At 71.4% G+C, this 14,505-nt stretch carries 14 protein-coding genes and 1 pseudogene; 7 read left to right on the top strand and 8 right to left on the bottom strand.

Features of this window, described 5'->3' with window-relative positions:
* Positions 1-10: 10 nt before the first annotated feature.
* Positions 11-3,304 carry a type I polyketide synthase gene (locus tag ACTMVF_RS24230; RefSeq protein ID WP_441273202.1) on the bottom strand — a complete coding sequence of 1,098 codons (3,294 nt, stop codon included), beginning with the start codon at positions 3,302-3,304 and terminating at the stop codon, positions 11-13.
* On the bottom strand, positions 3,304-4,563 hold the full coding sequence (locus ACTMVF_RS24225) for an MFS transporter (protein ID WP_441273201.1): 1,260 nt from the start codon (positions 4,561-4,563) through the stop codon (positions 3,304-3,306). Before ACTMVF_RS24225 ends, ACTMVF_RS24230 begins: the two co-directional genes overlap by 1 nt.
* Before the next feature lie 568 nt (positions 4,564-5,131).
* Between ACTMVF_RS24225 and ACTMVF_RS24220 the strand changes: the two genes are divergently transcribed.
* Positions 5,132-5,713 (top strand): 2-keto-4-pentenoate hydratase, encoded by a 582-nt coding sequence (locus ACTMVF_RS24220; RefSeq protein WP_441273200.1) that lies wholly within the window; start codon positions 5,132-5,134, stop codon positions 5,711-5,713.
* 127 nt (positions 5,714-5,840) lie between these two features.
* A complete protein-coding gene (locus tag ACTMVF_RS24215; protein WP_441273199.1) occupies positions 5,841-6,875 on the top strand; it encodes an amidohydrolase family protein in 1,035 nt (344 codons plus the stop codon).
* Between the two features lie 39 nt (positions 6,876-6,914).
* On the opposite strand, the gene ACTMVF_RS24210 is transcribed toward ACTMVF_RS24215, so the two are convergent.
* Together ACTMVF_RS24210 and ACTMVF_RS24205 are read right to left on the bottom strand one after the other, a co-directional pair.
* Positions 6,915-7,097 (bottom strand): hypothetical protein, encoded by a 183-nt coding sequence (locus ACTMVF_RS24210; protein ID WP_441273198.1) that lies wholly within the window; start codon positions 7,095-7,097, stop codon positions 6,915-6,917.
* Between the two features lie 123 nt (positions 7,098-7,220).
* Complete coding sequence (locus ACTMVF_RS24205; protein ID WP_441273197.1) at positions 7,221-8,018, bottom strand: zinc-binding dehydrogenase; 798 nt, start codon at positions 8,016-8,018, stop codon at positions 7,221-7,223.
* Positions 8,019-8,074: 56 nt separating this feature from the next.
* Between ACTMVF_RS24205 and ACTMVF_RS24200 the strand changes: the two genes are divergently transcribed.
* On the top strand, positions 8,075-8,509 hold the full coding sequence (locus ACTMVF_RS24200) for an IclR family transcriptional regulator domain-containing protein (protein ID WP_441273196.1): 435 nt from the start codon (positions 8,075-8,077) through the stop codon (positions 8,507-8,509).
* 131 nt (positions 8,510-8,640) lie between these two features.
* Complete coding sequence (locus ACTMVF_RS24195) at positions 8,641-9,279, top strand: TetR/AcrR family transcriptional regulator (protein ID WP_441273195.1); 639 nt, start codon at positions 8,641-8,643, stop codon at positions 9,277-9,279.
* On the opposite strand, the pseudogene ACTMVF_RS24190 reads toward ACTMVF_RS24195, so the two are convergent.
* Positions 9,276-9,485 (bottom strand): annotated as a pseudogene (locus tag ACTMVF_RS24190) (aldehyde dehydrogenase family protein); the annotation flags it as partial. The gene ACTMVF_RS24195 and the pseudogene ACTMVF_RS24190 sit on opposite strands and share 4 nt — an antisense overlap.
* Here ACTMVF_RS24190 and ACTMVF_RS24185 point away from each other — a divergent pair.
* Genes ACTMVF_RS24185 through ACTMVF_RS24175 form a run of 3 tightly spaced genes read left to right on the top strand, consistent with a single transcriptional unit; the run spans position 9,442 to position 11,771 of the window.
* Complete coding sequence (locus ACTMVF_RS24185) at positions 9,442-10,632, top strand: bifunctional class I SAM-dependent methyltransferase/NUDIX hydrolase (RefSeq protein ID WP_441273194.1); 1,191 nt, start codon at positions 9,442-9,444, stop codon at positions 10,630-10,632. The pseudogene ACTMVF_RS24190 and the gene ACTMVF_RS24185 sit on opposite strands and share 44 nt — an antisense overlap.
* Positions 10,625-11,119 carry a MazG-like family protein gene (locus tag ACTMVF_RS24180; RefSeq protein WP_441273193.1) on the top strand — a complete coding sequence of 165 codons (495 nt, stop codon included), beginning with the start codon at positions 10,625-10,627 and terminating at the stop codon, positions 11,117-11,119. The genes ACTMVF_RS24185 and ACTMVF_RS24180 overlap by 8 nt, the downstream gene beginning before the upstream one ends.
* Before the next feature lie 22 nt (positions 11,120-11,141).
* Entirely contained in the window at positions 11,142-11,771 is a 630-nt protein-coding gene (locus tag ACTMVF_RS24175) for a M15 family metallopeptidase (RefSeq protein WP_441273192.1), read from the top strand.
* 435 nt (positions 11,772-12,206) lie between these two features.
* Here ACTMVF_RS24175 and ACTMVF_RS24170 read toward each other — a convergent pair whose 3' ends face one another.
* From ACTMVF_RS24170 to ACTMVF_RS24160, 3 genes are all read right to left on the bottom strand, one after another.
* The gene (locus ACTMVF_RS24170) at positions 12,207-13,235 is read right to left on the bottom strand and encodes a hypothetical protein (protein ID WP_441273191.1); all 1,029 of its coding nucleotides are present in this window, start codon (positions 13,233-13,235) and stop codon (positions 12,207-12,209) included.
* A 19-nt stretch (positions 13,236-13,254) separates the two neighbouring features.
* The gene (locus ACTMVF_RS24165) at positions 13,255-13,533 is read right to left on the bottom strand and encodes a hypothetical protein (protein ID WP_301999784.1); all 279 of its coding nucleotides are present in this window, start codon (positions 13,531-13,533) and stop codon (positions 13,255-13,257) included.
* Between the two features lie 422 nt (positions 13,534-13,955).
* A complete protein-coding gene (locus ACTMVF_RS24160) occupies positions 13,956-14,426 on the bottom strand; it encodes a hypothetical protein (protein WP_441273190.1) in 471 nt (156 codons plus the stop codon).
* Positions 14,427-14,505: the final 79 nt, after the last annotated feature.

The following is a 14,505-nucleotide window of genomic DNA, read 5'->3' as shown; positions in this document are numbered from 1 at the left end:
TTCAGCCCGGTCACTTGGCCACCTTGCCGTTGAGCCGCTCCGTCACCGAGGCCGTCTGGAGGGCGAGCAGTTGGGAGAGCTGGGACATCATCTGCAGCTGTATCTGTGACATCTGCTGGATCTTGTTGGCGAGGTCCTCCAACTCCTCGCGGGTCGCGTACTCGGATGCGGAAGCGGATGCGGTGGCGGCAGGGGCGGGCTCGGGAGTGGGCGCTGGTGCGGGTTCGGGTGCGGGTGCGGGTGTGGGTGTGGGTGCGAGTGTGGGTGTCGGTGCGGGTTCGGGTGCGGTGACCCAGGGCGTGACGGGCGCCGCCGACTCGGCCCGCTCCACCGCGGGTTCAGCCGGCGCAGTCCCCGTCCCCTCCGGCATGCGGGCGACGATGAACTCCGCGAGCCGCCGTGGCGTACCCGTCTCGTCGAACAGCTGCCGCATCGTCACCTTGACCTGGTGCTCCTGCTCCAGCTCCCGCAGCACGCTGATCATCTGCAGCGAGTCGGCGCCGAGGTCGAAGAAGGACGCGTCCGCGACGATCTCCGACGGATCCTCGCCGAGGTGCCGGGCGGTCGCCTCGACAATGCTGTGGAGTACCCGCGCGACCGCTGCCTCTTGCTGAACCACTTCGGCTTCCTCTCTCGCTGATCTTTCCGTGCTCAGGGCGGTCGACTCCGGCCCTGTCCAGTAGTCCTTGTGCTGGAACCGGTATCCGGGCAGGGGGATGCGTCTGCCCCCGGTGCCGTCCAACAGCACCCGCCAGCCGACGTCCGCTCCGGCGCAGTGCAGTCCCGCCGCCGCACCCCAGAGGGACCCGAGCCCGGTGCCGCGGCGCAGCGACGGCAGCGACCGCACCTCGGGCAGCGCGCGGCGGGCCAGACCGCTGAGGGTGGTGTGCGGACCGATCTCGACCAGTACGTCGGGCCGTTGTGCGCCGATTCCGCGCAACGCCTCGTCGAAACGGACGGGTTCGCGGGTGTGCCGTACGAAGTGGTCGGCGTCCGGGGTCCAGCCGGGCGGGCGGGTCACCCCGTCCAGGGCGCTGACGAAGGGGATGCGCACCGGCCGGAAGTCCACGTCGTCGAGGAACTTGCGGAACTCCTCCAGCATCGGTTCCATCAGGACGGTGTGGAAGGCGCGGGTCACCGTCAGTCGCTGCCCCGGTGTGCCGCGCTCGTCCAGCAGGGCGCACGCCCGGTCCACGGCCTCGACCGGCCCGGCGAGCACCTGGGCGCGCTCCCCGTTGGTCACGGCGACCTCCAGGCCGGGCACCTCGGCTGCCAGGGCGAGGGCGCTCCCCCGGTCGAGTGCGGCCGCCACCATCGCGCCGGGGACGCAACGCTGCTGCATCAGCCGGCCGCGCTCGATGGTGAGGCGCAGTCCGTCGTCGAGCGACAGGGCTCCCGCCGCATGCAGCGCCGCGTACTCTCCGACGCTGTGTCCGGTCACGGCGTACGGTTCGATGCCGAGGTCACGCCAGAGCCGGACGAGGGCGCACTGCAGGGCGAACAGGGCGGGCTGCGCGGTGTCCGTGTTGTCGAACGGTCCCGCGAGCAGGGAGTCGCCGGTGAGGTCGCGGTAGTGGTGCTCGCATGCGTCGAGCACCTCGCGTACGGCGGGGAAGCGCTCGTGGAGGTGGTCGGCCATCCCCGGGTACGGGCTGCCCTGCCCGGTGAACTGGAACGCGACGCGCGCGGGGCCCTCCTGCGGTGTCGTGCCCGTGGTGACCGTGGCTCCGGCGGTCCCGGCGAGCCAGGCGTCGAGGGTGTCGGCGAGGGCGGCCGGGGTGGAGCCGCGGGCCGCGAGCCGGTGGCGGCCGTGGGCGCGGCCGAGGGCGGCGGTGGTGACGAGGTCCGCCAGGTGGGGTGCGGGTGGCTGCCGTAACCGGTCGCGCAGGGCGCGGGCGTTGTCCGCCAGGGCGGCCTCGCTGCTCGCGGAGACCAGGAGCACGTCCGCGGGGGCGGCGGCGTGGGTGCGGGGCGCCGGGTCGGGGGCCTGTTCCAGGATCAGGTGGACATTGGTGCCGCCCACGCCGAGTGAGGTGAGGCCCGCGCGGCGGGGCACGTCACTCTTGGGCCAGGGCCGGGCGGCCGTCGGTATGTAGAAGGGGCTGTCGTCGAGGTCGAGGCGGGGGTTGGGCTCGCTGAAGTTCGCCATCGGCGGGATGACGCCGTGCCGCAGGACCAGCAGGGCCTTGACGAGGCCGGCCAGTCCGGAGGCCGCGTCGAGATGGCCGATGTTGGCCTTGGTCGAGCCGAGGGCGCAGTAGCCGGTGCGGTCGGTGTCCTCGCGGTAGGCGCGGGCGGCGCCGTCGAACTCGATCGGGTCGCCCTTGAGCGTGCCGGTGCCGTGGGTCTCCAGGTAGCCGATGGTGTCCGCGCCGACGCCGGCGCGCCGCAGGGCCTGCCGGATGGCCGCACGCTGGCCGTGTGCGCTGGGGGCGGTGAAGGCGGTCTTGTCCGCGCCGTCGTTGTTGATGCCCCAGCCGCGGATGACCCCGTGGATGGTGTCGCCGTCGGCGACGGCCCGGGCCAGCCGCTTCAGTACGACGGCCAGGACGCCCGTGCCGCCCACGGTGCCGTCGGCGCCGGCGTCGAAGGCCCGCAGGCGGCCGGACTTGGAGAGGATCGAGCCCTTGACGTACCGGTAGCCCAGGGCCCTCGGCACATGGACGGCGGTGGCGCCGACGAGGGCGATGTCGCAGTCGCCCATGAGCAGCGACTGCGCGGCCGACTGCACGGCGACCAGGGAACTGGAGCAGCCCGTCTGGATGTTGACGGCGGGGCCGGTGAGGCCGAGCCGGTGGGCGACCCGGGTGGCCGTGAAGTCGGCGTAGTTGCCGACCGTGATCTGCATGCCGGCCATCCAGTCGGTGGCGGGCCGGCTGCGCAGGACGTTGTTGAGGAGGTAGTTCTGCAGGGCGTACAGGTGGTATCCCGCACTGGCGTACACACCGACGCGGGTGCCGTCGCGTTCGTCCGGATAGCCGGCGTTCTCCAGGGCGTGCTGGGCGCACTCCAGGAACATGCGTTGCTGGGGGTCCGTGAGCCGGGCCTCGCGGGGGCTCATCGCGAAGTGCTGGGCGTCGAAGCCGGCGATGTCGTCGAGCACTCCGGAGGCGCCGACGAAATCCGCCGCCCGGTATTCCTCGGCGGGGACGCCGGCGGCGGCCAGTTCCTCCTGGGTGAATCGGGTGATGCGGTCCGTGCCGTCACGGACGATGCGCCAGAGTTCCTCGGGGGTGTCCGCGCCGGGCAGCCGGAAGGCCATGCCGATGACGGCCATCCGCGGGTCGGACTCGCTCGTGGCCATCAGCCGTGTCCCTCCGTCACCGTCGTCCTGTCCTGGCCAACCGTTTCCTCGGCGCCGGGGTCGCGGGTGCGGCCGCGGCTCAGGAGCAGCAGGAGCAGGGCCGCGCAGAGCACGATCGCCAGGCCGTGGAAGGAGGCCACCACCTGCAGCGGGGAGAACGTCTCCAGCAGGGCGCCGCTGACGAGCATGCCCAGGCCGAAGCCGGTGTTCTCGGCCGAGGCGGAGAGCCCGAAGAGGCGGCCGCGCTGTTCGTCGGGGGCGGTCTGCAGCCGCGACACGTAGACGATCTCGGTGAATCCGTCGGCGGCTCCGGCGACGAGCGCGGCGATCACGGCGGGCACGGTCGGCAGTCCGCTGAAGACCACGATGAACCCGGCCGACATCACGCAGGCGCCGAGTGCGAACGCCCGCTCCCCCGGTGTGCGCCCGGTCTTCTTGGTGACCCGGCCGATCACCTGCTGGGCGACGATGTTGCCGAGGGCCCAAGTGGCCCAGAACTGGCTGATGAACGTGGCCGGATGGTCGGGGTCCAAGCCGCTGGAGTAGATCGGCAAGGCGACGTTGTGGGACGAGGAGCCCAGCCCGTCGACCGCCCGCACGGCGATCATCGCCATCAGCAGCGGGGCCGTGCCCAGCAGCATCCGGGCCGTCCAGCGGGCGGCGCCGGCGGACTTCGCGGAGCCGCCGCCGACGGCATCCTCGGCCGCCCTCGTGCGTACGGGCAGCAGGAACAGCACCGTCGCGGAGACCAGGAAGGTCGCGGCGTCCAGCGCGAACGCCGCGGAGTAACCGAGCTCGGCCACCACCACACCCGACGACGCGAACCCGGCGATCATGGCGAGCGAACGCCCGGTCACCAGCAGCCCGTTGGCACGTACGCGGTGCTCCGCCCCGACGATCTCCGGAATGCTGCTGCGCAGGGCGACCTGGGACAGCGTCGAGCAGCCGCCGGTGACCACGGCCAGGACGTACAGCAGCCCGGGGCGCGTGCCCTCGGGCGCGAGCAGCAGGCTCAGCAGCGCCACGGCCTGGCACAGGTCGGCGCCGACCATCAGGCGCTTGCGGTCGTGGGCCGAGACCAGACGCCCGCTCACCCAGCCCGACACGACGCTCGTCGCCAGGCGTACGGCCATGAAGAGGCCGGCCGCCAGCGCGCTGCCCGTGGCGTCGTAGACGAAGACGTTGAGCGCCACCATGTTCAGGTAACTGCCGTACGCCGAGATGCCGTTGCCCACGACGAGCAGGCGGAAATGCCTCATGCGCCTTCCTCTGGTCTGCATGAAGGGTGTGAGTGAGGTGAGGTCCGGGATGCCGTGCCCGCCGACTCAGTGGCGGCGGGCGGTCCGGGCGGACGGCAGGTCGCGGTGCGGTCGCCCGTCGCGTCCGCCGCGCGGGAAGCGATGCCGCGGGGTCGGAGGCCCGGTCAACGGCCCCGACCGCTCTCGGTGCGTCGGTGCGCACCGATGTCGCACGGCCTGTTCCTGCCCCCATTGCCGGCCCAGCACAAAAACCATTCCCCCTAGAGGCCGCCGTGGACAGCGGCCATCGGTCCGCCACCCAAGCAGATCCGGACACGGCCATTCAAGGCTCCGAGCAGGTCCAGACTATTTCCGGTCCGGATTTGGCGATTTCGGACCACCCCTCCCGTCCCGGCTGGTCACACCGATCACTTCCACCTTGCTGTAGTGTCTGTTCCAATTGGAATGTCCGCTACGGAGCGTGCGATGACCTTGACCGAGCAGCCCGGGCAGCAGGGCCGACATCGCCCGGCGGATCGCGGACGGGGCGACGGTCGTCGGTCACAAGGTCGGGCTGACCTCGGTCGCGATGCGGCAGCTGCTCGGCGTCGACGAGCCCGACTTCGGTCATCTGCTGGACGACATGGTCCACCGCGACGGCACGCCGATCTTCGCGGTGCGCTACTGCCGGCCCCGCATCGAGCCGGAGATCTGCTTCCGCCTCGCGCGGCCCCTGAGCGGCCCGGGCGTCACCGCCCAGGACGTCCTCGCGGCCACGGAGGCCGTCGCCCTGGCGATGGAGATCGTCGACAGCCGGATCCGCGACTGGAGGATCACGCTCGTCGACACCGTGGCCGACAACGCCAGCTCCGCCGGGTTGGTCCACGGCTCGTGGGTACCGCTGGAGTACGCCCCCGACCTCGCGGCCGTCACCGTCGACCTCGTGATCGACGGTGAGCCCGTCGCCTCGGGCGGCGGCAAGGAGGTGCTGGGACATCCCGCGGCGGCCGTCGCCTGGCTGGCCAACACGCTCGCCGCCTTCGGCACCGCGCTGGAGCCCGGGCACCTGGTGCTTCCCGGCGCCATGACCACCGCTCCCTTCGTCAGCGCCGGGCGGCGGACCGAGGCGCGGTTCGGCTGCCTCGGCGCCGTGTCGGTCACCTTCGTGTGAATCGGTCACCTTCGTGTGACGGACCTGAAGGTAACCCGCCTGCACGCTGTTCCCGGCCCAAAGTCGGCCGGGACGACGACTTCACCGACGCCGCCCTCGCCCCGATCGCCGCCCAGGAGGCATCCCCGTGACCGTTCCCTTTCCCCGTGTCGACGTCCACCAGCACCTCGTCCCGCCGTTCTACCGCGAGCTGCTCGCCGAGGCGGGCATCACCGAAGCCGGCGGGCGCGCCCTGCCCGACTGGAGCGCCGAGGGCGCACTGGAGCAGATGGACCTGCTGGGCACCGCCACGGCCATCGTGTCGGTCTCCACCCCCGGCACCTGCTTCCTCACCGATCCGGCCGAGGCCGCGGATCTGGCCCGGCGGCTCAACGACTTCTGCGCCGCCCTCCCCGACGCCCACCCGGGCCGCTTCGGCTGGTTCGCCACCCTGCCCCTGCCGGACACCGCCGCCTCCGCCACCGAGGCCGGGCGCGCCCTGGACGAACTGGGCGCCGACGGCGTCACCCTTCTCGCCAACAACCAGGGCAGGTACCTCGGCGCGGACGGCCAGAAGGAGCTGTGGCGGACGCTGGACGACCGGGGCGCGGTGGTGTTCGTCCATCCCGCCGATCTGCCGGCACCCGCGGTCGAGGACATCCCGCCGTTCGCCGCGGACTTCCTCCTCGACACCACCCGGGCCGCCTATCTCCTCGTACGCAACGGCATCGTGCGCTCGTACCCGAACATCCGGTTCATCCTGAGCCACGCCGGTGGCTTCGTCCCCTACGCCTCCCACCGGATGGCCGTAGCCATCGCCGCCGACACCGGACGCAGCCCCCTGGACGTCCTGGACGACTTGCGCGCCTTCTACTTCGACACCGCCCTCTCCTCCAGCCCGGCCGCCCTGCCGACCCTGCTCGCCTTCGCACGGCCCGGGCATGTCCTGTTCGGCAGCGACTGGCCCTTCGCCCCGACCCCGGCCGGCCAGTACTTCGCGAACGGCCTCGACACCGGCGTGGACCCCGCCACGCTCCAGGCCATCGACCACGGCAACGCCGAGGCCCTCTTCCGCCGCCTGGGCGGGGCCCGCGTCCCGGCGCCTGCGGCAGGTCTGCGCCACTCCGTCAGGCGGACCGCCGCCCGCCTCGTCTTCAAGCTCGTCCAACCGGGCACCGATTGACAGCCCCGGCGGCGACGGCTGCGCTCGGCGCCTTTCGGCTCATTCGTGTGTGGCGAAGTACCGGGCGATGCCGGCGATTCCGTCGCCGACGGCCCGCTCGACGAGGGGCGCCAGGCCCTCCGGAAGGATCTCCTGGCTGTAGATCCCGCGTGCGCCGTCCCCGTCGGGGAGCACATCGAGGGTGCCGAGGTGGAAGTCGATGGGCAGCGGCAGTCCCTCCACGAACCGGTACGGGAAGCGCCGGGAACCACTCCGGGATCGTGCGCACGTCGGTGAGCACGGCCCAGACGCGGTCGGGGTCCTGCATGACCCGGGTGTCGAAGCGAAGAGTTACCACGTCATCTCCTACGCCGGTAACGGGCACGACTGTGGTCCAGTCCCACCCCGGTGCCCATCCCTGGACTTACGAGGTCTCCGATCGCGTCCATCCATCGTTGCGATGGCCGTCCGCCTCGCCCCCGTCCCCATCGCCCCCGATTCCGATCCAGGTCTTCCCGGCACGTTCGGCGGCGCCGGTGAACGCCTCCTGGGCCCGGTCGAGATCCCGGTGGTGAAGTCGCCGGGGTGGTCGTAGATCATCGACCCGCGCAGCACGAGTTGGCGGCGGACCACGTCGTCGGTGGTTAGCGGCATGTGGTGGGGGGCGAGGCCGATCAGGACGATGGTGGCGCCGGCGGCGCAGCGGTCCACGGCCGGGCGCAGGGCGGGAGCGTGGCCGGAGGTCTCGAAGACGTGCGTGAACCCGGTGCGGCCGTCGTCGGGTGTCGCGCCCAGCCGCCCGGCGCGGGCGAGCCTTTGCGGGTGGGGTTCGGTGACCATGGGCCGGATGCCGAGGCGGGACAGGATCGGGCAGACCAGCAGGCCCTGGGCGCCGGCACCGACGACCGGACAGCGGTCGGCGGCCGTCACGCCGCTGCGGCGGACGGCGGCGCGGGCGACGGTGTACGGCTCGGTGGCGACGGTGTACGGCTCGGTGGCGGCGAGGACGGCGCCGGTGAGGCCGTCGGGGGCCGGGTGGGCGAAGTGCGCGGGGAGGGCGACGCGTTCGGCGAGGACGCCGGGGGCGTCGATGCCTACGATGGCCCGGTGCGGACAGGCCGAGGTCAGCCAGTGGGAGGTGCCGCGCGAGACCCGCAAGGTCATGCGCGATCTCGCCGACCGGCTGGGCCGAGACGGTCAACATCTTCGTCGCCCGGGACGTGAGCCGGGTCTGCGTCGCGCACGAGGAGAGCCCGCACCCGCTGCGCCATGTCGTCGACATCGGCGACGAACAGCCCCTGTGGGCCGGCGCCTCGTCCAAGATCCTTCTGCGCGACGCCTCCGACACCTGCTGCGCCGGGTCGCCGCGTCCTCCCCCCTCACGGCGAGGAGCACGCCGACCGGCTGCGCGACCGGGCCGGGAGTCCGCGCAGCGGGGCTATGCGGTCAGCAGCAGCGAGTTCGACGGCGGACCGACCGCCGTCGCCGTGCCGGTGACCAGCCGCTCGGGCAAGGTCATCGCCTCCCTCTCCCTGAGCGGACCCACCCACCGCTTCCCCTACAAGGCGGTCGAGCGCTTCGCCACCGATCTCGCCGAAGCGGCCACGCTCATCTCCGCCAAGGGCTTCAGCCACCCGCTCAACCAAGACCGCTGAACCCGACGGCGCCCGGCCCGGCCGTTCCTGGTCGCCGCTGCTGCCGTAGGGGTTGCTCCAATTAGAGTGGACGCTTCAGGAGACGACCACTCCACGGTGGTCGACGGCCCGTACGACCGGAGAGGCACCCCATGACCAGGCCGCAGACGGCGCGCAGGAAGCGTGCGAACGGGGTGGAGTCGCGGCAGCGCATCCTGGACGCCGCCGTGGAGATCGCCGGCGAGCGCGGCTACGACGGCACCTCCATCGCGGCCGTCAGCGCCAAGTGCGGGCTGCCGGCCAGCTCGATCTACTGGCACTTCAAGGACAAGGACGACCTGATCGCCGCGGTCATCGAGCGCAGCTTCGAGGCCTGGCTCACGGCCGTCGAGCTGCCGGGCGAAGACACCGGTACACCGCTGGAGCGGGTCACCACCATGGCCGCGAACGTGGCGAAGTCGCTCGTCGACGCACCCGACTTCCTTCGCCTCGGCCTCATGCTCGCCCTGGAACGGCGCCCCACCGAGCCCCGGGGCCGCACGGTGTTCCTCCAGGTCCGCGACATCACCCACCAGAAGATCGCCGAAATGCTCACCACCCTGTTCCCCGCCCTGGACGAGGAGGCCGTACACACCCTCACCACCTACACCGTCGCCGGCGCCGACGGCCTGTTCGTGCACAGGGAGGTCACCGGCGACGCCGTCGACCTGGTGGCGCTGTTCGAGCTGCACGCGCGCCTCGTCCACGACGCGGCTGCCCGTATGGCGGCAGCACGCTCTCAGAAGAGCTAGTGCGCCTGCTCGGTGGCGAGCATGATCCAGCGGGTGTGGGAGAAGGACTCCATGCCCCAGTGCCCATCGAAACGTCCGTAGCCGCAGGCCGCGAGTCCGCCGAAGGGAGCCTGCGGCTCGTCCCCCACCGACTGGTCGTCCACATGCACGATGCTGGTGCGGATGCGGCGAGCCACCTTCAGCCCGTGGGTGCCGTTCTCGGAGACAAAGAACACAGGTATCTGGACCGCGTACGGTGCCCACCAGCTCGCCAGGGGTATCGAGCTGCCCGAGCTGGACAGGTGGGCCTGGGACATTCCGGAAGTCGGCCCCGGCATCGAGGTCTCCGGCGACGTGAAGGGACTGCGCGTGCTCGACCTGGGCAGCGGGCTCGGGCGGCACGCTGCCCACATGGCCGCCCTGGGCGCGAAGGTCACCGCCGTGGATGCCTCCCCCACCCAGCACCAGCGCGCCGCCGCCCGCTACCCCGGCAACCCCGGCCTCCACCTGGTGTGCGCTGACGCCGTGACTCACCTGCGCGATGCCGATCCGTACGACCTGATCTACTCGGTCAGCGGCGTGCCCTTCATGGACCCGCGCCGACTCCTGCCCGCGCTGGCCAACGGGCTTAGCCCCGGCGGGCGCTTCCTGTTCACCGCGCTGCACACCAACTGCCGCGGCGTCGGTCCCACGACCGATGTGGCCGCGCGCACTGAGGTGCTGCGGCTGCCGGGCACCGAGCAGGAGCACCTGGTGCACATGTGGGTCCTCGCGCCGCGGCTGTGGGAGGACCTCCTCGTCGAGCACGGCCTCGCCCTGGAGGCGGTCGCCGCGATCGACGCCCCGCAGGAGGGCAACGCTGCGTCGTACCGTCTGTACGCTGCCCGCCGACCGGAGCGGGTGCCGCGTCGGCCTCGCACACCCGCGACGCCCGCGCCGAACGCTGCGCTCGGCGTCGGCGTGATCGTCCACGGTCCCGACGGTGTCCTGCTGGGCTGCCACCGGCGCGGCACCTGGGAGGTCCCCGGAGGGGCCGTGGAGCCCGGCGAGGCGCTCGCCGAGGCCGCGGTACGCGAACTCGGTGAAGAAACCGGCCTTGTGGCAGCGCCCGACGACGTACGGCTGCTGGGCACACTCCTCAACCGGGTCGGCGACGTCGTCCGGCTGACGGTGCCCGTCCTCGTCACCAGCCGGTCCGACACTCCGCGGCGCCGGGAGGAGACCATCGGGTCCTGGCGGTTCTGGCCCCTGGCCGCGCTACCCCAACCACTGTTCGTCGCCAGCAGCCAATGGCTGACCGCTTGGAACCCGGCCCTCCCGCTCGACCATCCACCCGCCGCGTTCCAGCCCTACAGCAGCCCCGGGCATGCCTAAGTCCGGCGACCACGTCCGCCCGGCGCCACCGCGCCCGGCCCGCACCAAAGGGGGCGGGCGGCACGCCTCTTTGCGATCAACGCCGGACGGCGCGCATCCCCAACTGACGAAAGGAGCCCTGTCGGATACGCACTCGTGGGACACCATCGGCCGTCTCGCCGATCTCTTCACCAGCCTGGACACCGCGCGCGGGATGCCCCCGGAGCAGCAGTGGACGCTGCAAGCGCTCAAGCTCTCCGAGGAAGCCAGCGAGACCGCGCAGGCCGTGATCGGCGCCTGGGGCAGCAACCCCAGAAAGGGGCAGAGTCACACATGGCGGCATGTTCAAGGAGAAATGGTCGACACAGCGATCACCAGCACGATCGGGCTGTACCGGATGCTCGGCGAAGAGGCGCCCGCGTTCTTCGACGCCGTGCTGGCCCAGAAGGCCGCGAAGTTCCTCCCCGAGGGCGGCGTCGAGAGTGCGCCAGCCGCGGAAGGTGCGTGAGGAGTAGGTGAGCATCGTCCTGATGTCCGACCGACGCGTGGCCCCCATCCCCGTCGTGGATTGCGGCGAGCCGCTCGTCGATGTCCGTGGAGTCCTGCTGGTCGACGACCGCAGGGCCGATCCGGCGGGTGCGTTCGCCCATCTCCGTCAGGGAGTTCTCGACCGGCTCCTTCAAGCCCAGTCGCTCCTGCCCGACGGACTGCGGCTGCTCTTCATCGAGGGTTACAGGCCGCCCGCCCTGCAACGACGCTACTTCGAGCAGTACGCGAACGAACTGCGCGAGGCCAACCCTGCCTGGCCCCAGGACCAGGTGCACGAGGCCGCCAGCCGGTACGTGTCTCCTCCGGAGATCGCGCCGCACAGCGCCGGCGCCGCCGTCGACCTCACCCTCGTGGACGCCGATGGCCGCGAGCTGGACATGGGCACGCGCGTGAACGCGAGCCCGGAGGAAAGCGACGGCGCCTGCTACACGGGCGCTCCCTCCATCAGCCCTCAGGCCCGTACGAACCGGACCACCCTGGCCGCCACACTGTCCGCCGCCGGGCTCGTGAACTACGCGACCGAGTGGTGGCACTGGAGCCACGGCGACCGGTACTGGGCGCTGATGACGAACCAGCCGACCGCCCTGCACGGACCACGCGACCTTCCCTGACCAGGCCGAGTTCTGCCGCCTGGCTACTGTCCCACCCCTATTCGGACAAAGAGGAGTTGGAGATGCCACGAACCATACGGTTCGCCAACCTCAACGCGTACAAGCTCGGGCACAGCCTCATCGACACCGACTCGTGGAGGGCGCGAGTCACCTCCATTCAGGACGCGGCCTGAGCGTGACCACCCTCCGCGCCGATGGCACGCCGGGCCCGACAGCCATGGCCAGCAACGTCCACCGCGGCTGGTACACGGCGCTGCTGTGGAATTCGGCGTCGGTGACGCCGGTCGCAGGAGGGTTCCGGCCGTTTGGCGCCCCGGACTTCTGGCACGGGTGCTCCACCCTGGTCGTCGACGTCGGCGCCGACGAGCCGGTCACCGTCGCCTGTCCGGGCCCCGAAAAGAGGCGGGCGCGGTCAGGGCGGGGCGGCGGAAAGAATCAAGTCCCGTAGCAGGCGGAGGAGTTCGTCGCTGCTGGGGCTCCGTACGCAGACGCGACGTCACCGTAGTTGCGCTGGAGGAGTTCCTCATGGCGCGGGCCGAAGTTCTCGCGCCATGTTCCTGTCCTGCCCTGGTGGAAGGTGAAGGAGTTCGGGTTGAAGATCTGCTCGGCGATGGTTGCGGGGTGGGCGGCGTGGTTGCCGAGGAAGTCGGCGATGCGGGCGACGGCGGCCTGCTGGGCGATGCTGGTGCCGCCGCCGTGAGGCCCGATGAGTTCCTCGAACGACACCTTGCACACGGCCGGGTGGCGCAGCAGCCACAGGGAACGGCGGGCCGTCTCCATGCCGGGGAAGCCGGGGTCGGTCAGCGCGAGGTGGAGTCGGGCGTCCATGTCGGGCAGAGAGCGCAGGATGTCGCGGTAGACGCGGTGGTCGGGGAAGGTGCCCACCGGGTCGGGCCGGTCCGGTGGCGCGTCGCGGACCAGGAAGTTGATGGTGGAGACGAGGATGTCCGGCAGGCTCCGGTAGTTGAAGACGATCCTCGGCCTGCCGGTGTCGAGCCAGGTGTTGAGGAAGGCGGGGTCGGCGGCGGTGAGGTCGAGCTGGTGGACGAACCAGCAGCACCGGCCGGGCAGCAGATGGAAGTCGGCTGCCTCCGGCGCGCACAGCAGACGCCCCACCAGGCCGGCGTCCACCCCGGGAACGCCGGGCAGGGACAGCGGTGTGGGCGCCCCGAGCCGGATCGCCCACACCTTGTGCAGGGCCGCGACGACGGCCTCGAACGCTGCCGCCAGCGCCGTTCGGTCGTGGCCGCCGAGCAGCCGTCCGGCCTCCTCGGACCCGTAGGCGACCTCCAGAAGCCGCCGTACCTGTACCGGGTCGGCGAACTCCACGTCGCCGGACGCCCGTACGGCGCCGAACGGCGCATAGCCCAGCGCCTTCATCACCTCACCGATCAGGTGGGTGCCGCTCTTGCGCAGCGACACCACCACAACGTGCGAGTCTGCTGCCACAACCGTCTCGGTCACCGCTGTCCTCCGTGCTCCGTCACGCGCCCAGCGGCCCGCCCAGCCCGGTGCCGTAGTCGGTGTTGGCGCACCTGTTGCGCTGGATGAGCAGCGGCGCCTGCACCAGGTTGGCGCCCAGCGGGGCCGCGCCCTCCTGGGTGCGGTCGGCCTGCGACTGCTGCCCGACGTTCGCGCAGTAGTTGTCGTGGGCCGGCAGTCCGATTGCGCCGATGCCACCCGCGGCGGCGGGAGCGGCGGAAGTACCGACGGCGGCGGCCGCGGCAAGGGCGAGAAGGGCGGCGCGAGACGAAAGATTCACAGGGAGATGTCCTTGTCGTGTGACTTCATCAGCTTGCATGACAAGAACGCTGTTCCGCCGTTCGCGGTAACTCAATGTCACCCGATCCGGTTGCGCGCCGTGCTGCTCTCGCTCGGGCCTGCTGACATTCTCATGACCCGTCGGTGGACGTGTCCGACTCGATGATGAAGCCCGGATCAGTCCCGAGCTGGACAGCCTCGCGATCGGAGGGCCCCACCGAGTCGACGAGGCCGCCCCTGCGCGTTTCGTAGGTGCCGCACCGGAGTGTGCCCCTGCTTCGCTGCATGCCGTTGTGTCGGCTGGATTACGTCGTGTCGCGGCTTTGCGGTCGGGTACGGCTTCGGCAACTGGCCGCCGCTGGGGGGCTGGGGGGGTGGGCCGCACGGTGCACGCTGATCCGAACCGAGGCGCGCCGCGCGCCGTCAGTACTCGACGTCCCCGCTCACCGCAGCCATCACGGTGGACCGCACGTCCCCGAGGTGGTTCCATGCCGGTTCCATCGCCTCCCACAGCGAGCGCCGATCCGACCGTTCCTCCCAGCGGGCGGCGGTCTCGAACCACAGCCGGGCCGTGACCTCATCTGTCGGCGCACCCGAGTACCGCGCATGACGAGCAACGTCGTCGATCGCCGGCTCGGGTAGAACAACGCCATCCCAGGCAACCCGCACGGCCTCCACGTGCCGTAGCACTGGCTGCGCGCCCCGGACATAGAGATCGATCAGCTCGACCATGGGCGAGCCGTCGGGCAGACGGGTGCGCCACCCGGGCAAGAACTCCTCCCGCAGCAAAGCGACTTCCTCGTCCAGCACGACGACGTTCTCCGTGCGCAGCCGCAGTGTCCACGGCCTCGCGCTCGTGTGCCGGGGGAAATCCGGGCGCTCCGCCTCCTCCATGCCCTTAACCAGCTGGAAGAACTCAGCACCGCACGCGACTTCGTCAGCAGTGGGCCGCCACTCGTACTGGTTGAGCGAA

Origin of the sequence: Streptomyces sp. SD31, assembly GCF_052068475.1 — a bacterium.
Taxonomy (GTDB): domain Bacteria; phylum Actinomycetota; class Actinomycetes; order Streptomycetales; family Streptomycetaceae; genus Streptomyces.
This window is presented reverse-complemented; position numbering and strand designations above follow the sequence as displayed.